Raw genomic sequence first — 17,203 nt, 5'->3', positions numbered from 1 at the left:
AGACGACAATCAAGATCTTGTTCCCGACGTCGACGCGGGCGGTGAGCGCATATTGTGAGGGTGTCGATTTGGCGACGCCCCTATGCCAGAGAAGGCGGATCTCGCGTGGATCCGGCGCGTTGCTTTCCTTCGCTCCATTGATCGCATCAACCAGGATCTAAATAATCGCGCGGCGGCTGCCGCCTCAGGAGGAAGCCCCAAGCGCCGTGCCGGGAACGCAGGACGCAGCTCATACAAAGTTGTCTTCATCCCATTCATTGGTTTGCTCAAGAGCGCGGCAGGAAGACAGGCCGGCACCAGGCGTGTCGTGGATTGGACAAGCCCGACGACAGGTTGGGGCCGCTCGTTCAGGAACGGCCCGACAGGATTGCTGGGGAGGCAAGCTGAATTCACGCCGCGTTCAACCGTGTTGCACATTGGTCTCATCCCACCCCTTTGTCAGCTCCAAGGCCTGCCGCTCGAACAGGCGGCGGTAGATGCCGTCGCGACGGATCAGCGCGGCATGGTCGCCCTGCTCGGTGATGCAACCACGGTCGAAGACAAGCAGCCGGTCGAGTTCGCGCACCGTCGAGAGCCGGTGCGCAATGACGAGCGTGGTGCGCCCGACCATGAGCCGCTCCATCGCCTTCTGGATTAGCACCTCCGATTCCGAGTCGAGGCTTGATGTCGCCTCGTCCAGAATCAGGATCGGGGCATCGGCGAGGAAGGCGCGCGCTATCGCCACACGCTGGCGCTCGCCGCCTGAGAGCTTCACGCCGCGTTCGCCGACCAGCGTACCGTAGCCGTTCGGCAGGCGTGCAATGAAGTCATGCGCGCTGGCGAGCCGCGCCGCCTGCTCAATGTCGGACCGAGAAGCACCCGGCCGCCCATAGGCTATGTTCTCGGCCAGCGAGCGGTGGAACAGGAGGGGCTCCTGCTGTACGATCGCGATCTGCGAGCGCAGCGAACCCTGCGTCACCCGCGAAATGTCCTGCCCATCGATCAAGATTCGTCCAGCATCCAGGTCGTAAAGCCGCTGGATGAGCTTGACGAAGGTGGTCTTGCCGGAGCCAGAGGGGCCGACCAGACCGACCCGCGCGCCGGCCTCAATCGAAATCGACAAGTCGCTGTAGAAGGGCGACCAATGATTGCCGTAGTGGAAGTGGACGCTCTCAAAATCGATGTGACCCTTCGTGATCCGGATCGGCTTGGCGCCCGGAACATCGGCCACGTCGGGCGGCTGGCTGTAGGTTTGGACCAGTTCCTCCATCTCATTTACAGAGCGCTGGATGTTGCGCACGTGTATGGAAACATCACGCAAGTAGCCATATAGGACGGTGAAAGACCCGAGCACCAAGGCGATGTCACCTGGGGTAGTCTGGCCGCGCGACCACAAAAATAAGGCATAGCCGATCAAAGCCGCTCTCATCGCAAGAAGCATGATCCCCTGGAATGCAGCACTGACCGTCCCGCGCACCCAGGTCCGGAGGGTGCGGTGCCGCCACTTGGAGATGACTTTCGCGAAGCGATGATCTTCCCGCACCTCGGCGCCGAAGCCTTTGACCACCGCGTTACAGCTGATCGCGTCCGCAAGCGAGCCGCCAAGCCTCGTGTCCCAGTTGTTGGCGAGGTTTGCGGCTGGCGCCACATAGCCGAGCGACAGGACAATGATCAGCGCCACATAGCCAACCGAGCCGCAAGCGATGATCAGCCCCATCATCGGCCAATACCAGCCGAGCAGAACGCTCGACCCCACGAGCATGATGAGCGACGGGAACAAGGCAAGAAGGATCGTGTCGTTAAGGAGGCAGAACGCCCACATGCCGCGCGTGATCTTGCGCACCGTAGAGCCGGCGAAGGTTTTCGCATGCCAATCGGTCGAAAAGCGCTGGACGCGATGGAACGCGTCGCTGGCGATGTCCGACATCATCTTTAGAATGAAGTCATTGACGGCAATGAAGGCGACGTTGCGCATGACGACGGCGCCGAGTGCGAGCGCAATCAGCATTGAAAAGGCCGCAAGAGCCGCATCCCACACGACGGCGTCGGCTGCCGCTCCTTGGGCGACCGCGTTTACGAGCCGTCCGGAATAGAGCGGCGTCAGAACGTCAAGGAGCGTTGCGACAAGCACCGCGAGCATGATGATCGCGAGCCGGACCGGTTGCCTGCTCCAGTGGCGCATGGTGAAGGCGAAAACGTCGCGAAAGGCGGCGCCGCGTAGATCGATGTGAAAACGCCGCGTGGCTTTGTAAGAGCGCAGCAGGCCGCTCGGTCTCAAGAAACCCGAAATGGAAGGTCTGCGTGAGGACGAAAACATCGCTCGGAATGCGGGTGGCTGATCTGGAGCTGACATGTTGGTTTCTTTCCTTCGTTCCATCGATCGCGATGTCACCCGCGAGATGAATATCGGCCGCGGGCACGCGCTGCCCTACGAGGAGAGAACCGCAAAAGCCGCGCCAAAGGCTCAGAAAGAAGCTCAGAAGAATTTTCTGCATATTCTACAATGACAAACGAGATCTCAGCAGGGCAACGGGGGCGTAACAGTGGCGTGTCGCGCACTCGACAAACCCGACAGGACGCCTCGGTCGCGCGGGCATCCTTGGCGAACGGCCCGACAGGATTGCTCCTCACGCGAAGCGGAATCTACGCCCGATTTAACGGCGTTCCGCGTTGAACAATTCCCGCCGATGTCGGAAATGCGACATAGCAGTGTTAGAGCCATCATGTTGTTTTGAAATGATTCCCTTCTTTGGCACGGTCCATGCGTAGCTGTTCGCGAACGCGTCCGGCCTGAAGGAGAGACAGTCCATGATCAAGCGCACCGAAAACGCCGTGACCTAAAGACCGCGCTTGCCGGGGGCCGAGCCGGCGCAACGCTGGCGCACCAAGGTCGAGGCGGGTTGCCGCGCCGGCGCCAAGAAGCGCGCAGGCCGAATGTGGCGGCGGCAACTCCTTCGGCTAACCATCATCATCATGACAGACCGGGCGTGCGCCTTGTGTGATTGCGCTCAGGAGAAGGATCACATCCATGAGACCTGTTTATCTGGACAACAACGCAACGACACGGGTCGATCCGGAAGTCGTTCAAGCGATGCTGCCGTTTTTTACCGACCATTTCGGCAACCCTTCGTCGAGCCACGATTTTGGCGCTTCCGCCGGGGCGGCGGTGAGAAGGACGCGCCTGCAGGTGCAAACGCTCATCGGCGCGGAGTTCGACGACGAGATCACCTTCACCTCGGGCGGGACGGAAAGCGACAACGCGGCGATCCTTTCTGCGCTCGAGGTGATGCCTGAGCGCACAGAGATCGTGACTTCCGCAGTCGAGCATTCGGCCGTGCTGACGCTTTGCGCCCACCTGGAGAAGACGCGCGCCATCAAGGTGCATAGGATCCCGGTGGATCGCCACGGCCGGCTCGACCTCGACACTTATAAGGCCGCCCTCACCCCGCGCGTGGCGATCGTCTCGATCATGTCGGCGAACAACGAGACCGGAACGATCTTCCCGGTGGTCGAGCTTGCTGAGTTGGCCAAAGAAGTCGGCGCCCTTTTCCATACCGACGCGGTGCAAGCGGTCGGCAAGCTTGCGATCGACCTGAAATCGACGGCAATCGATATGCTGTCTCTCTCCGGTCACAAATTACACGGACCGAAAGGGATCGGCGCACTTTATATAAAGCGCGGCGTGCGCTTCTGTCCGCTGATCAAGGGGGGAGGCCAGGAGGGCAACCGCCGCGCCGGCACGGAGAATACGCCAGGCATCGTCGGCCTCGGCGTGGCAGCCGATCTTGCCTTGAACTTCATGGACGACGCGAACACACGGGTAAAGGCGTTGCGCGACCGCCTGGAGAAGGAACTTCTTCAAAGCATCCCAGACGCCTTCGTCGCCGGCGATTTGCTAAAGCGGTTGCCGAATACCGCAAACATCGCCTTTGGAGATATCGAAGGTGAGGGCATACTGCATTTCCTCAATCGCGAGGGCATTGCCTGCTCCTCCGGCTCTGCTTGCGCCTGCGGCTCGCTGGAGCCGAGCCACGTCTTGGTGGCGATGAATATCCCCAATAACGCGGCACACGGCGCAATCCGTTTCTCCTTTTCGCGCAACAACGGCGAGGAGGACGTCGACCGGGTGCTCGAGGTCATGCCCGGGATCGTGAAGAAGCTGCGTGAGCTTTCCCCATCTGCCAGCCAGGCGAGAGAACTTCAATCAACTCCAGGCCTGGGCGACAAGGCAAACCCGACAACCGTTTCCGGCCCAGGAGAATGCAATGCGCAGTTGTTTCGCTGAAAGCCGCGCCATCGATGTCACCGACATCCTCGCCCGGCTGAAGAGCCTGTCGGCTGCGGAGGAGTTCTTCGCAGTCCTTGGCATCTCTTATGATCCGAAGGTGCTCAATGTCTCACGGCTGCATATCCTGAAGCGCATGGGCCAATATCTCGCTGAAGAGGATTTCGCCGGTCTTCCCGACGGGGTGATCGCCGCGCGGGCGCGTGCGACGTTGGAACGCGCCTATGAGGATTTCGCGACATCCTCGCCACTCACCCACCGGGTCTTCAAGGTGCTCAAAGAGCACGATCCCGACAAACCGGCCACTCGGGACCACACCTTTGTCCCGTTCGAGTCGATCCTGAGGCGGTTCGGGACAGAATGAACGCGACACGAGTGCGACGCGACAATGTCGAAAAGCCGACAAACCCGGTCATCACGACGGTACCGTTCGGAAGAAAACAACCCCATGTCAAAAGGAAACAGAGCAACGCAAAGCGGTTGGCACGAATGATGCTGCGAAGGAGATGAACGCCAGGGCCGCTTGCGGATTGGAGCCGAGAAAGACGCAATGCACATTGTAATCTGTATCAAGCAGGTGCCGGACTCCGCGCAGATACGTGTCCACCCGGTGACGAACACGATCATGCGCCAGGGCGTGCCGACCATCATCAACCCTTACGACCTGTTCGCCCTCGAAGAGGCACTGAGATTGCGCGACGCCCATGGCGGCGAGGTCACCGTGCTTACGATGGGTCCGCCGATGGCAGAAGATGCGCTGCGCAAGGCGCTCACCTATGGCGCCGACCGCGCGGTACTCTTGACCGACCGCTGTTTTGCCGGCTCCGACACGCTGGCGACCTCCTTCGCGCTTTCTCGGGCAATCGTGAGAATTGGCGAGACCTTCGGCGCGCCGGACATCGTCTTCGCCGGCAAGCAGACGATTGACGGCGATACCGCCCAGGTCGGGCCCGGCATCGCCAAGCGCCTCGGCCTCCTGCAGTTCACCTATGTGGCGAAGATCGACTCTATCGATGTCGATGCTCGCGAGATCACCGTCAAGCGCCGTTCGGAAGGCGGTACGCAGATGCTGAAAAGCAGGCTGCCTTGCCTCATCACAATGCTGGAAGGCACCAACGAAATCCGCAGAGGCTCGCTCGAGGACGCCATGCGCGCCGCGCGCAGCCAGATCGTGAAATGGAGCGCGGCCGAAGCTGGCATTGAGGACCTCAACAAATGCGGCCTGCGCGGCTCGCCGACGGTCGTCAAGCGCGTTTTCGCCCCTACCACGCGGGCGGAAAAGGCGACGCAGATCGACATGACCGACAAGACGCAGCACGACCTCGCTGACGAACTGATCGCCTCAATCTTTACCCGCCAGCCAGCGCTGGAACACGAACTCGCCTTCGACGGCGGCCAGTGACGGGACGGCAAGGAGAGATGATGTCGAACGCTAACCGCGAAGCCCCTCCTTCCGCCGGCCGTGCCGGCATCAAGAGGGAATTGCCTGAGCACTTTAGGGACTATCGGCACGTCTGGGTTTTCATCGAACTGGAACGCAGCGAGGTCCATCCCGTGTCCTTCGAACTGCTTGGCGAAGGCCGCAAGCTCGCCGACAAGCTAGGCATCCAGCTTGCGGGGATCGTGCTTGGACCGCCGGGTGACGCGACGCAGCATGCCGTTGCCGAGGCCTTCGCTTACGGCGCCGACCTTGTCTACCTCGTCGAGGCACCGTTGCTTGCCGACTATCGCAACGAGCCTTTCACCAAGGCGATGACGGATCTGGTCAATACCCACAAGCCGGAGATCCTGCTTCTCGGTGCGACCACGCTCGGCAGGGATCTCGCTGGCTCAGTAGCGACCACCTTGCTGACAGGGCTCACTGCCGACTGTACCGAACTCGATGTAGATGTCGACGGTTCGCTCGCCGCGACCCGTCCGACTTTCGGCGGTTCCTTGCTATGCACGATCTATACGCTCAACTACCGGCCGCAGATGGCCACGGTACGACCGAGGGTTATGGCCATGCCACCGCGGACGGACAAGCCGGTCGGGCGTGTCATCCGGCACAAGCTGTCAATGACCGAGGAAGAGATCATCACCAAAGTCCTTGGCTTCAACCTCGATCGCCAATCGGCAAAGGCAAATCTCGCCTACGCCGACATCGTGGTTGCCGGAGGCCTCGGTCTCGGCTCAGCGGAGAATTTGCAGCTTGTGAAGAATTTAGCGCGGGCAATCGGCGCCGAATATGGCTGTTCGCGCCCGCTGGTCCAGAAGGGCTGGATGCCGGCCGATCGGCAGGTTGGCCAAACGGGCAAGACCATCCGGCCAAAGCTTTACATAGCGGCCGGGATTTCCGGCGCCATTCAGCATCGGGTTGGCGTGGAGGGGGCTGATTTGATCGTAGCCATCAACACCGACCCGAACGCCCCGATCTTCGACTTTGCCCACCTCGGCATCGTCACCGATGCAATCCGTTTCCTACCGGCATTGACGGAAGCTTTCACCCGGCGGCTGTCGCCGCACAGCCACGACAAGCTTGCGAGCTAAGGGAGAGGGCCATGATCGAGGAAGAATTCGACGCCATCGTCGTCGGGGCCGGTATGTCCGGAAACGCGGCCGCCTACACCATGGCAAGCCAGGGCCTGACGGTGCTGCAGTTGGAGCGCGGCGAATATCCGGGCTCCAAGAATGTCCAGGGCGCCATCATGTACGCCGACATGTTGGAGCAAATCATTCCGGATTTCCGGGATGATGCGCCTCTCGAGCGGCATCTGGTCGAGCAGCGATTCTGGGTGATGGACGACACCTCCCACACCGGGATGCAGTATCGATCGGACGATTTCAACGAGGCGAAGCCCAATCGCTACACGATCATCCGCGCCCAATTCGACAAGTGGTTTTCGCGCAAGGTGCGCCAGGCCGGCGCGACGGTGCTGTGCGAGACGACGGTGACCGAACTTGTCCGCAATGCCAGCGGCAAGGTGATCGGCGTGCGCACCGACCGGGCTGGCGGGCCGATCTACGCGGACGTCGTCGTGCTCGCAGAAGGTGTCAACGGACTGCTCGGTACACGGGCCGGCCTGCGCAAGATGCCGAAGCCAGAAAGCGTGGCGCTCGCTGTCAAGGAAATGCATTTCCTACCCGATGAGGTCATTGAGCAGCGGTTCGGCCTCCAGGGCGACGAAGGCTGCGTGATCGAAGCGGCGGGCACGATTTCCCGCAGCATGGCCGGACTGGCCTTCCTCTACACCAACAAGGAGTCGATCTCTCTCGGCATCGGCTGCCTCGTCTCCGATTTCGCCCAGACAATGGAGAGCCCTTACGTCCTCCTCGACGCCTTCAAAAACCATCCTTCGATCCGGCCGTTGATCGCGGGCTCGGAAGTCAAGGAGTATTCCGCGCATCTCATTCCCGAAGGTGGCTACAAGGCAATTCCGCAGCTCTTCGGCGACGGTTGGGTGGCGGTCGGTGATGCCGCCCAACTGAACAACGCTATCCACCGCGAGGGTTCGAACCTCGCCATGACTTCCGGCCGCATCGCGGGCGAGGCAATCATTGAGATCAAGGGCCGCAACCAGCCGATGATCAGGAGGAACCTCGCCCTCTACAAGACCCTGCTGGATAAGTCCTTCGTAGTCAAAGACCTGATGAAATATAAGGACATGCCGGCCCTGATACACACCAATTCCCGCAATTTCTTCATGACTTACCCGCAGTTGATGTCGCAGGCCGCGCAGAACTTCATGCGGGTCGACGGAACCCCAAAAATCGAGAAGGAAAAGGCGACCACTGCTGCCGTCATCAAGGCGCGTTCGCGCTGGGGGCTGATCAGCGATGTGGTCCGCCTGGCACTCGCGTGGCGCTGAAGGAGAAACAGGATGACGATGGCCGTGACGAAGTTACGTGTCGAGGAGAAGCTTTATCAGAACCGCTATCTGGTCGATCCGGGCCGCCCGCATATCAAAGTGCGACCGCACGAGAGGCCGAGCGCGAACCTGCTCGCGCTGACACACATCTGCCCGGCCAAGTGCTATGAGTTGAACGACAAGGGACAGGTGGAGACGACTTCCGACGGCTGCATGGAATGCGGCACCTGTCGCGTGCTGTGCGAGGCCAGCGGTGAGATCGTATGGAATTACCCGCGCGGCGGCTTTGGCGTTCTCTTCAAGTTTGGATAACTGCCGCAAAGAGCGGGAAACGAGAGGCTCGCAATTGCGGTCAAGACCGCCAATATTGTTCACAATTGCCGAAAGGCTGAAAATACTATGTTTCTGGAACTCGAAATACAAAAAAGGGGTTGGGAGGAGCACCTTGGACAACCCTTGAGGTGTTTGCATGGCTCACATGCTTCCAGATCAGGTCGGTGAAATTGTATCTCGGAACACTCCGCCTGAACCTGCGGTCGAAGCGGCGCGCAATGCGGACAGCTTGCTCAGGGGAATCTACGAGATATCGAAGATTCTGACTGCCCCGACCCGGCTGGAGATTACGCTTGCCAATGTCGCGAATATCCTCTCCTCGTTTGTGCAAATGCGTCATGGCGCAATCGTCGTCCTGGACGCTGAAGGAGAGCCGCAGATTAGCGCAGCCACCGGCGGCACTGTGCCTCAATCAGCCGCCGGCCGCGTCATACCCCAGGCTGTAATAGACAAAATCGTCGCTACTGGAGTGCCGATCGTCATACAAGACACAAGCACGTCCGAGCTATTTCAGGCTGATCCTCAATCGAGCAGCGGCACGGTGGCAACTGCGTTTATCGGTGTCCCGCTAAAGGCTGAGGAAAAGATCTTCGGGACGCTGTCGATCGACCGCGTCAGGAACGGTACCACCAGGTTCCGCTACGAGGAGGACTTACGTTTCCTGGCCATGGTCGCCAATCTGGTCGGCCGGACCATCCGCCTGCATCGCACTTTGAGCACGGCTGGTCAGCGACTTATCGAGAAGCAACCGAGACCAGAGCAGCCGCTCGACGAGGACAGGACCCATTCGGCCCGACATCCGCATGTCAAGATCGACGGAATCATCGGAGAAAGTCCCGCGCTCAAGCAAGTGCTGGAGATCGTCTCGGTCGTGGCCAGGACCAATTCCACCGTGCTTCTTCGAGGCGAAAGCGGTACCGGCAAGGAGTTCTTTGCACAGGCCATCCATAAGCTTTCACATCGGAGGGAGAAATCCTTCGTCAAATTGAACTGCGCCGCACTGCCCGAAAGCGTCTTGGAATCGGAGCTCTTTGGCCACGAGAAGGGCGCCTTCACCGGGGCTATCCTGCAGCGCGCCGGCCGGTTCGAATTGGCAAATGGCGGAACCCTGCTGCTTGATGAAATCGGCGAGATTTCGCCTGCCTTTCAAGCCAAGCTATTGCGCGTCTTGCAGGAAGGAGAACTGGAGCGAGTGGGCGGCACCAGGACCCTAAAAGTTGACGTGCGGCTCATATGCGCCACCAACAAGGACCTCGAGACGGCTGTCCGGAATGGAGAGTTCAGGGCCGACCTTTATTACCGCATCAATGTGGTGCCAATAGTCCTGCCTCCCCTCAGAGAACGACCGGGCGATATTCCACGCCTTGCGAACGCTCTCCTCGACCGATTCAACAAGGAGAACCATCGCGATCTTGGCTTCACGCCGTCGGCGCTTGACCTGATGTCGCAATGCTATTTCCCTGGCAACGTGCGTGAGTTGGAGAATTGTGTGAGACGGACGGCCACACTTGCGCGTTCAACGACAATAACTGCGTCGGATTTCGCCTGCAAGAACAGCCAGTGCCTGTCTTCGCTTCTGTGGAAAGGAGTCGGCCGTTCGCACGGCGCCTATGCCGTCGACGAGTTCGCACGTGGCAATATGATGCCGGTTGGATCGCCGCTGCCTGCCATGCGAGTCGGCCCCTCACAGAATGAGGCATCGCCCGGCGAGACCTGCGACCCCCACCATCCCGTTTGCCCTGCAATGAACCCGCGTCTGACGGAACGCGACCGGCTGATTGATGCGATGGAGAAAGCCGGCTGGGTTCAGGCCAAGGCGGCTCGTGTTCTTGGTCTCACGCCGCGGCAGGTCGGCTATGCTTTGCGCCGGCATCGTATCGGAGTGAAGAAGTTCTAAACGTCCCTGATGACATCAAACGTGGGGGCGCGGTTGCTGCCCGCACCGGGCGTAACTGAGACAAGACGTCACTTTTCGCGTTGCTTTTGACCGTTGTCGGCGACCTGACAAAACCGTGTCGCAGGAAACGGACACAATTGGACACAAAAGGCCGACGTAAAAGCCAACATGACGGATAAGACCGCTTTTGGGGTTGGCATATCTCTTGCGCTCTGAAGTGCGATGTTCACACCACGCACGGAGCCGCTCCATGTCCGCACCGATGATTTCGCTACAGGGCCTTTCCGGCACGACAGTCTTCGATCAGTCGCCGGCGAGAGCGAAACCCGGTGGCTGCGCATCTTCATCCTGCGGCTCCTCCGCGAAGCCGCACGAGATGGACTCGGCCGTCTGGGAGAAGATCAAGGATCATCCCTGCTTTTCAGAGGAAGCGCACCACTATTTCGCGCGCATGCATGTGGCGGTCGCCCCAGCCTGCAATATTCAATGTAACTACTGCAATCGCAAATATGACTGCGCCAACGAAAGCCGGCCTGGGGTCGTTTCGGAAAGGCTGACGCCCGACCAGGCGCTGCGCAAGGTGATCGGGGTTGCCAACGAAGTGCCGCAGCTTTCCGTGCTTGGCATCGCCGGACCGGGCGATGCCTGTTACGACTGGAAGAACACAAAGGCGACATTCCAACGGGTCGCCAAGGAAATCGCCGACATCAAGCTGTGCATCTCAACCAACGGGCTCGCGCTGCCAGACCGCGTCGCCGAGCTTGCCGAAATGAATGTCGATCACGTGACGATCACCATCAACATGGTCGACCCGCGGATCGGTGCCAAGATCTATCCGTGGATCTTCTATGACAACCGCCGTTATACCGGCGTTGAGGCAGCCACGATCCTGCACGAACGACAGATGTCGGGGCTGGAGATGCTGACGGCGCGCGGCATCCTCACCAAGATCAATTCGGTAATGATCCCCGGCGTAAACGATGAGCACCTGATCGAGGTGAATAAATGGGTCAAGGAGCGCGGCGCGTTCCTGCACAATGTCATGCCGCTGATTTCCGACCCGGCGCACGGTACGCATTACGGCCTGAGTGGGCAGCGCGGCCCCAAGGCAATGGAGCTGAAGGCCCTTCAGGATCGTCTCGAAGGCGGCGCCAAGTTGATGCGCCACTGCCGGCAGTGCCGGGCCGATGCTGTCGGCCTGCTCGGCGAGGATCGTGGCCAGGAATTCACGCTCGACCGGCTTCCCGACAAGGTCACGTACGACGCCAGCAAGCGCGAGACATATCGGGCAGTGGTCGCGCGCGAGCGGGGCGATCGCCTGGCGGCCAAGAGCGAGGCGCTCGGGATGGTCAAGACCGCAGGCTCCGGCAAATCGCTTCTGGTAGCGGTGGCGACCAAGGGTGGCGGCCGCATCAACGAGCATTTCGGCCATGCGAAGGAATTCCAGGTTTATGAGGCCTCTCCGAAAGGGATCAGTTTCGTCGGTCATCGCAAGGTCGAACAGTATTGCCTCGGCGGCCGGGCCGAGGACAGGAGCCTCGACGGCGTCATCTCTACGCTCGAAGGCGTAGACATCGTGCTGTGCGCGAGAATTGGAAATTGCCCCGAGGATCGTCTCAAGGAAGGTGGGATCCGAGCAACGGAGGCTTACGGGTATGACTACATCGAGACCGCGATCGGCGCGCTTTACGCCGCCGAGTTTGGGAGTGAGCCACTGGCTGCGACGGCCTGAGCCGCCTCATTCTAACCGAACCGGAGTTGAAAATGGCCTTTAAGATCATCGCTTCCCAATGCAGCCAGTGCGGTGCCTGTGAGTTTGAATGCCCTTCGGGCGCGATTAAGTTCAAGGGCGAGACCTACGTGATCGATCCGAAAAAGTGCACCGAATGCGAGGGGACCTTCGAAACGCAGCAATGCGCCTCGGTATGTCCGGTGTCGAAGACTTGCGTCCCTGCCTGACCTCCATTTCGGCTACCGACACGGTCGAGGCGCCTCCGCAGGACCATTGACCTCCTGTTGGAAAGCTGCAGCCGAGAGAAAGGAACGGCCATGAGCCTCGGACGCGAACAGGACATCGAAATCCGTACACCCCCGCGATTCATGCCGGGTGAGCGGGTCCGCGCCACACGCCACATAAAAAATGACGGCACCTATCCGGGCAAGGAGATCGGTGAAAATCTGGTGCGCAAAGGCGACGAGGGCTATGTGCGCGACATCGGCACCTTTCTCCAGCAGTTCTACATCTATGCGGTCGAATGGGTCGATCGCGGCACCGTCGTCGGCATGCGTGCGCGTGAACTCATGAGCCTTGAGACGGCCCGGACTCCTTCCAGTGCCGAAATCGGTGCCGGCTTTAACAAAGGAACGGCCCGATGAGGGTAATGATCCGCAGGACCGGTGCTGGCTTATCGGCATATATTCCCAAAAAGGATCTCGAAGAGCCGATCATCAAGGTCGACAACGAACACTTATGGGGCGGGGCTGTGACGCTGAAGAACGGCTGGCGGTTAGTTCTGCCCGACCTTCCGTGGGACACGCCTTTGCCGATTACCGTCGAAGCAAGGAAGATTTCCGACGAGGACTGACCTTCGGGTTTACACAAAGAGAGCGGCAAAGGGATACGAGCATGAACACAATGACCTCGGGCCATCTCGTCGTCATTCGGGACAGTTTTGCCGAAAGGCAGCTTGACCTTTTGAAGAAAGCGCTCGCGGCCGATCAGGTCATTCCCTATCTCGGCCCGGGTCTGCTTGAGATCCGCTCCGCGGGACCGCCCGTACCGCATACCCCCGAAGCCGTTGCCGCAGAGCTCAACAAGCGCACGCCAGCCCCTTCGAAGATTCGCACCAACATGTGGTCGGTAGCGCAGTATATCGAACAGCGCCGGCACCGCCGGACGCTTCAAGTTTGGATGGCCGAAATATTCGCGGCCCCGGTGGTGCCGACCATCTTGCATGCCTGGCTCGCAACGCTGCCGCTCTCCGTGATCGTCGACAGCTGGTACGACGGTGCCATGCGCGCGGCTCTAATACAGACCCGCCGAACGGACGTCGTCGAAATACAGGGCGTAACACGGGCGCACGAGATCGGTGACATTTGGACGAAAGCCTACGATTTGTCCGGGATATTACTCGAATCCGCACCGGCGGCGAAGACGGTTCTCTACGCCCCTCACGGCGGTGCCAGTCCGGCCGCAAACTTCCTCGTCGCAGATTCCGACTACGTTGAAGTGCTGAGCGAAATCGACATCCAGACGCCGATCCCTGACCTGGTGAAGGAACGGCGAGCTAGCCGTGGTCTTTTCTTCATCGGCTGCCGCTTCAACGATCAGATGCTGCGCACCTATGCCCGGCAGATCATGAAGCGCTCCAATGGCCCACATTTTGCGGCAATCGATACAGCGACGCTGACCAAGAACGAGCGTCGTTTCCTTGCGGCAAGCGCAATCACGGTCATTGACATGCCGACGGGTCAGGCCGCAGCCCGTCTCGTCGGACTGGGCGAGACATTGCATGAAGCCAAACGGGGTATCGTTTGAGCCATTCTCAGACGCCTCAACATTGCCGAAAAGGTAAAACGGGCAATTGTCTTCCGGGTTTTTCAACAACTCCGAGAGGCACTCTGAAAAGCTACGACGGTTATTTCATTCGAGGCTGCAGCGGATATGGCATTCGATGCTGCGGATGAACACAGCGGCGACGGGCTCGAGCCAGCCGAGCAGAGCATAGTCTGGCGCCAGGGTTGTCGCGGTGAGCGGTCGCAGCTGATCGGCTTCACTTGGCGGTAAAAGCTGTGGCACGGTGCGATGACCAGGGCCGGTTGGGGTCGATGCCAATCGAGCTAAGGCCAAGCGTGCTCACCGCATAGGCGGTCACCTGCCACTGCCATATAGGCGGTCACCTGCCACTGCCATCCCAGAGCGTCAGGATGATCGCGTTGCGCGACAGCTTGGCGCGCCGCAGACGCGAGCGATTGGTTCAGGGCAGCCCGCTTCGCCATCAACGAGACCCGCTGCTGCATGAGTTGTAACGCCCGCACCACGGCGCCGCGAATCCGCGCTTGTGGCGCCATGACCTTGAGGCGAGTGAGTTCGGCGCTAACAACGCAGACTGAACCAATCCGATCAGCCCGGCCCATGCCGGAGAGCACGGCGACCAATGCCGCCAGCTCCACCACGCAGGGGGACACGATCCCGCCTGCGGCTAAGCGCGAGTTGAAAAGCATACGTCGACGCCCGCCATTTCCGCATGCGCCGCCTTGGATAAGGCCTGCCTCGAGGCATGATGCGGGCCTGGTTGGCTTTCCTGTCGATGCCAGCTTCGTAAGCAGCGGCTCCCGCGAGGTCGAGCAGTTCTAACTGGCGGCTTGAGTTGACGGCGCTCACGCACAGCCGTTCCAGGTGCGGCCGGTTATGCGGCCTTCCCCTTCCCATTTGGCTTGGGCAAGCTTCTGGGTGATCCTCTGCACCGCCGGTCGCAGAGAGGTCCGGTCTGCAACGTCAGCACAGGCCACTATTGCGGCCGCCTCGGGATGTATGCGTCCCTCTCATTTGTTTGGCCGGACTGGGCGAGCTTGCACCCGGTCGGACATGCAGTCCAACCTGGATGCGCGCTTCCACATCAAGCCGCATGAAGGCGAAGAAAATCCTCATACGTCGCTTGCAACCCGGCACCAAGAGACGTTTTGGCTTTCCAGCCAAGGTTACGCAAGCGCGTTACGTCCAGTAGCTTGCGCGGAGTACCGTCTGGCTTCGTCGTGTCGAACACCAAATTGCCCTCCCAGCAGACCGCCGCCTTGACGAGTTCCGCCACCTCGCGAATTGTGACGTCCTCACCAACGCCAACATTAATCAGGGGCGCAGTGTCGGGGGCTGTCAAGGCGTCAAAATCCGAATCTGGCAGGCCAAGCAGGAACGCAATGGCATCGCCTACATCCGACGAATACATAAACTCTCGCCGAGGATTTCCGGATCCCCAGACCCCCACAGAGGAGTCGCCGTTCATTTTAGCTTGATGAAAGCGGCGTATCAGAGCAGGCAGAACGTGACAATTTTCGGGGTGATAATTATCGCCGGGACCATATAAATTGGTCGGCATCAACGCGAGATAGCGCGCCTTGTACTGCCGGTTGAAAGACCAGCACGATTCGACACCTGCGATTTTTGCCAAAGCGTAGGGACGATTCGTCGCTTCAAGCGGACCGGTGAGAAGGTATTCCTCCCGTATCGGCTGCGGACAGTCGCGTGGATAGATACACGAGGAGCCAAGAAAAATCATCCGTTCGACGCCGGAAGCGTAAGCGGCATCAAAAACACTGAGTTGAATCGCGAGGTTGTTATGAAGGAAATCGACAGGGGAGCTAGCGTTCGCCAGTATACCACCAACCTTTGCGGCGCACATAACGACGTAATCTGGCCGCTGCGACATGAAGAACCTGCGCGTCTCGCTCCGGTCAAATAGATCCAGTTCGTCGTGAGTACGTGTTATTATCTCATAGGATCCTAACGCCTCGAGGGCTCTCATTGTGGCGGATCCAACAAGGCCGCGATGGCCTGCCACATAGACTTTCTTCATCTTTTTGTTTTCCATTGTTAACGCTCTGGGCGCTCCTTAAGAAGGCCACCATTAGCACTGACAACAACCCAGCATGGCCCCGCCGTTGTCAGCATAACTCTCGTGGACTGTGTGAATAATAACCCTGCTTCATCAGCACTGCCTCACGCTCTGCCATGCGCAAATCTTCCCGAACCATCTCCCTAACCAATTCGATGAAGGAGATTTTGGGCTCCCACCCAAGTTTTTCTTTCGCCTTGCGGGCATCGCCGAGAAGTGTCTCGACTTCTGCAGGACGAAAATAACGGGGATCTACTTTTACGATCAGAGCTCCCGTCTTTGCATCGTACCCCTCTTCGTCGACCCCTTCCCCCACCCAACGAACATCGATGCCGAGTTCAGCGGCCGCGACGGTGACGAATTCGCGCACCGAATGTTGCTCACCGCTAGCGATCACAAAGTCTTCAGGTTGCTGCTGCTGCAGCATCAACCACTGCATCTGGACGTAGTCTCGAGCGTGCCCCCAATCGCGACGCGCATTAAGGTTGCCCAGGAATAGAGTGCGCTGCATTCCAAGCTTAATCCGAGTCAAGGCGCGCGTGATTTTGCGAGTTACAAATGTTTCTCCGCGCGCAGGTGACTCATGATTAAATAAAATGCCGTTACATGCATACAGATTGTAAGATTCTCGATAATTTACGGTGATCCAGTGAGCATACAATTTGGCAACAGCGTAGGGGGACCGGGGGTAGAACGGTGTCGTCTCGGTCTGTGGCGTTTCCCGCACCAGCCCGTAGAGCTCAGACGTCGAGGCTTGGTAGTAGCGCGTATGCTTGACGAGCCCCAGGATCCGAATTGCCTCGAGGATACGCAGCGCACCCAAGGCATCGGAGTTCGCGGTGTATTCTGGTTCTTCAAAGGAGACTGCAACGTGGCTCTGAGCTGCCAAATTGTAAATTTCGTCCGGCTGAACCAGTTGGATGACGCGCGTAAGGCTCGACGAGTCTGTCAAGTCCCCGTGGTGAAGTGTAAGATCAACGCCACTTTCATGAGGGTCATGATAGAGATGGTCTATACGGCCCGTATTAAAAAGAGACGACCGTCTCTTTATCCCATGCACAGAATAGCCCTTTTCTAAAAGCAATTCTGCGAGGTAGGAACCGTCTTGTCCCGTAACCCCGGTGATTAAAGCTACTTTTCTCTTTGACAAGCTTGAATCCTTTTGATTTTGACGCGCCCATGAAAACGCTCGCCTGTGGCGGGATTGCGTGGCGAGAAAGGGGCGTATTGGGCAGGGCGAACGGGGGCC

At 59.4% G+C, this 17,203-nt stretch carries 17 protein-coding genes; 13 read left to right on the top strand and 4 right to left on the bottom strand.

Annotated elements, in window-relative coordinates; translation table 11 throughout:
• Positions 1-400: 400 nt before the first annotated feature.
• Positions 401-2,296 (bottom strand): ABC transporter ATP-binding protein, encoded by a 1,896-nt coding sequence (locus ACLGL5_RS11540; RefSeq protein WP_245307250.1) that lies wholly within the window; start codon positions 2,294-2,296, stop codon positions 401-403.
• Positions 2,297-2,330: 34 nt separating this feature from the next.
• Here ACLGL5_RS11540 and ACLGL5_RS11535 point away from each other — a divergent pair, with 34 nt between their 5' ends.
• The 13 genes from ACLGL5_RS11535 to ACLGL5_RS11475 all read left to right on the top strand — a co-directional run bounded on the left by ACLGL5_RS11535 (position 2,331) and on the right by ACLGL5_RS11475 (position 13,880).
• Positions 2,331-2,486 carry a hypothetical protein gene (locus tag ACLGL5_RS11535; protein WP_171903241.1) on the top strand — a complete coding sequence of 52 codons (156 nt, stop codon included), beginning with the start codon at positions 2,331-2,333 and terminating at the stop codon, positions 2,484-2,486.
• A gap of 521 nt (positions 2,487-3,007) precedes the next feature.
• Positions 3,008-4,264, top strand: a complete 1,257-nt coding sequence (nifS, locus tag ACLGL5_RS11530; protein ID WP_069091046.1) for a cysteine desulfurase NifS — start codon at positions 3,008-3,010, stop codon at positions 4,262-4,264.
• Positions 4,245-4,628, top strand: a complete 384-nt coding sequence (gene nifW, locus ACLGL5_RS11525; protein ID WP_027056555.1) for a nitrogenase stabilizing/protective protein NifW — start codon at positions 4,245-4,247, stop codon at positions 4,626-4,628. Before nifS ends, nifW begins: the two co-directional genes overlap by 20 nt.
• 186 nt (positions 4,629-4,814) lie before the next feature.
• Positions 4,815-5,666, top strand: coding sequence for an electron transfer flavoprotein subunit beta/FixA family protein (locus tag ACLGL5_RS11520; protein WP_010913571.1), 852 nt, complete (start codon positions 4,815-4,817; stop codon positions 5,664-5,666).
• Between the two features lie 20 nt (positions 5,667-5,686).
• Entirely contained in the window at positions 5,687-6,793 is a 1,107-nt protein-coding gene (locus ACLGL5_RS11515; protein ID WP_069093273.1) for an electron transfer flavoprotein subunit alpha/FixB family protein, read from the top strand.
• A gap of 11 nt (positions 6,794-6,804) precedes the next feature.
• Positions 6,805-8,112, top strand: a complete 1,308-nt coding sequence (locus tag ACLGL5_RS11510) for an FAD-dependent oxidoreductase (protein ID WP_069091045.1) — start codon at positions 6,805-6,807, stop codon at positions 8,110-8,112.
• A 12-nt stretch (positions 8,113-8,124) separates the two neighbouring features.
• On the top strand, positions 8,125-8,424 hold the full coding sequence (locus ACLGL5_RS11505; RefSeq protein WP_006333856.1) for a ferredoxin family protein: 300 nt from the start codon (positions 8,125-8,127) through the stop codon (positions 8,422-8,424).
• A 157-nt stretch (positions 8,425-8,581) separates the two neighbouring features.
• A complete protein-coding gene (gene nifA, locus ACLGL5_RS11500) occupies positions 8,582-10,342 on the top strand; it encodes a nif-specific transcriptional activator NifA (RefSeq protein ID WP_069091044.1) in 1,761 nt (586 codons plus the stop codon).
• A gap of 250 nt (positions 10,343-10,592) precedes the next feature.
• A complete protein-coding gene (gene nifB / locus ACLGL5_RS11495; RefSeq protein WP_069091043.1) occupies positions 10,593-12,074 on the top strand; it encodes a nitrogenase cofactor biosynthesis protein NifB in 1,482 nt (493 codons plus the stop codon).
• Between the two features lie 32 nt (positions 12,075-12,106).
• Positions 12,107-12,301, top strand: coding sequence for a 4Fe-4S binding protein (locus ACLGL5_RS11490; RefSeq protein WP_083246548.1), 195 nt, complete (start codon positions 12,107-12,109; stop codon positions 12,299-12,301).
• Positions 12,302-12,391: 90 nt separating this feature from the next.
• Entirely contained in the window at positions 12,392-12,718 is a 327-nt protein-coding gene (locus tag ACLGL5_RS11485) for a nitrogen fixation protein NifZ (RefSeq protein WP_006333875.1), read from the top strand.
• Positions 12,715-12,927: a putative nitrogen fixation protein NifT gene (nifT, locus tag ACLGL5_RS11480; protein WP_069091042.1), complete on the top strand. Its 213-nt coding sequence runs from the start codon at positions 12,715-12,717 to the stop codon at positions 12,925-12,927. Before ACLGL5_RS11485 ends, nifT begins: the two co-directional genes overlap by 4 nt.
• A 41-nt stretch (positions 12,928-12,968) precedes the next feature.
• On the top strand, positions 12,969-13,880 hold the full coding sequence (locus ACLGL5_RS11475) for an SIR2 family NAD-dependent protein deacylase (protein ID WP_069091041.1): 912 nt from the start codon (positions 12,969-12,971) through the stop codon (positions 13,878-13,880).
• Positions 13,881-14,182: 302 nt separating this feature from the next.
• Here the strand turns inward: ACLGL5_RS11475 and ACLGL5_RS11470 are convergent, their stop codons facing one another.
• The 3 genes from ACLGL5_RS11470 to gmd all read right to left on the bottom strand — a co-directional run bounded on the left by ACLGL5_RS11470 (position 14,183) and on the right by gmd (position 17,104).
• The gene (locus tag ACLGL5_RS11470; protein WP_069091040.1) at positions 14,183-14,566 is read right to left on the bottom strand and encodes a hypothetical protein; all 384 of its coding nucleotides are present in this window, start codon (positions 14,564-14,566) and stop codon (positions 14,183-14,185) included.
• A 395-nt stretch (positions 14,567-14,961) separates the two neighbouring features.
• Positions 14,962-15,930: a GDP-L-fucose synthase family protein gene (locus ACLGL5_RS11465; protein ID WP_069091039.1), complete on the bottom strand. Its 969-nt coding sequence runs from the start codon at positions 15,928-15,930 to the stop codon at positions 14,962-14,964.
• 73 nt (positions 15,931-16,003) lie between these two features.
• On the bottom strand, positions 16,004-17,104 hold the full coding sequence (gene gmd, locus ACLGL5_RS11460) for a GDP-mannose 4,6-dehydratase (RefSeq protein ID WP_069091038.1): 1,101 nt from the start codon (positions 17,102-17,104) through the stop codon (positions 16,004-16,006).
• Between the last annotated feature and the right edge of the window lie 99 nt (positions 17,105-17,203).

The organism is Mesorhizobium sp. U510 (assembly GCF_059180695.1).
The sequence above is the reverse complement of the archived record's forward strand: the minus strand, read 5'-3'. Positions and strand labels throughout refer to the sequence as shown.

What these genes read in the sequence shown, in the direction of transcription:
- ACLGL5_RS11540 (WP_245307250.1), bottom strand. Translation starts at nt 2,296, where the DNA reads ATGTTTTCGTCCTCACGCAGACCTTCCATTTCGGGTTTCTTGAGACCG.
- ACLGL5_RS11535 (WP_171903241.1), top strand. Translation starts at nt 2,331, where the DNA reads ATGTTGGTTTCTTTCCTTCGTTCCATCGATCGCGATGTCACCCGCGAG.
- nifS (WP_069091046.1), top strand. Translation starts at nt 3,008, where the DNA reads ATGAGACCTGTTTATCTGGACAACAACGCAACGACACGGGTCGATCCG.
- nifW (WP_027056555.1), top strand. Translation starts at nt 4,245, where the DNA reads ATGCGCAGTTGTTTCGCTGAAAGCCGCGCCATCGATGTCACCGACATC.
- ACLGL5_RS11520 (WP_010913571.1), top strand. Translation starts at nt 4,815, where the DNA reads ATGCACATTGTAATCTGTATCAAGCAGGTGCCGGACTCCGCGCAGATA.
- ACLGL5_RS11515 (WP_069093273.1), top strand. Translation starts at nt 5,687, where the DNA reads ATGTCGAACGCTAACCGCGAAGCCCCTCCTTCCGCCGGCCGTGCCGGC.
- ACLGL5_RS11510 (WP_069091045.1), top strand. Translation starts at nt 6,805, where the DNA reads ATGATCGAGGAAGAATTCGACGCCATCGTCGTCGGGGCCGGTATGTCC.
- ACLGL5_RS11505 (WP_006333856.1), top strand. Translation starts at nt 8,125, where the DNA reads ATGACGATGGCCGTGACGAAGTTACGTGTCGAGGAGAAGCTTTATCAG.
- nifA (WP_069091044.1), top strand. Translation starts at nt 8,582, where the DNA reads ATGGCTCACATGCTTCCAGATCAGGTCGGTGAAATTGTATCTCGGAAC.
- nifB (WP_069091043.1), top strand. Translation starts at nt 10,593, where the DNA reads ATGTCCGCACCGATGATTTCGCTACAGGGCCTTTCCGGCACGACAGTC.
- ACLGL5_RS11490 (WP_083246548.1), top strand. Translation starts at nt 12,107, where the DNA reads ATGGCCTTTAAGATCATCGCTTCCCAATGCAGCCAGTGCGGTGCCTGT.
- ACLGL5_RS11485 (WP_006333875.1), top strand. Translation starts at nt 12,392, where the DNA reads ATGAGCCTCGGACGCGAACAGGACATCGAAATCCGTACACCCCCGCGA.
- nifT (WP_069091042.1), top strand. Translation starts at nt 12,715, where the DNA reads ATGAGGGTAATGATCCGCAGGACCGGTGCTGGCTTATCGGCATATATT.
- ACLGL5_RS11475 (WP_069091041.1), top strand. Translation starts at nt 12,969, where the DNA reads ATGAACACAATGACCTCGGGCCATCTCGTCGTCATTCGGGACAGTTTT.
- ACLGL5_RS11470 (WP_069091040.1), bottom strand. Translation starts at nt 14,566, where the DNA reads ATGCTTTTCAACTCGCGCTTAGCCGCAGGCGGGATCGTGTCCCCCTGC.
- ACLGL5_RS11465 (WP_069091039.1), bottom strand. Translation starts at nt 15,930, where the DNA reads ATGGAAAACAAAAAGATGAAGAAAGTCTATGTGGCAGGCCATCGCGGC.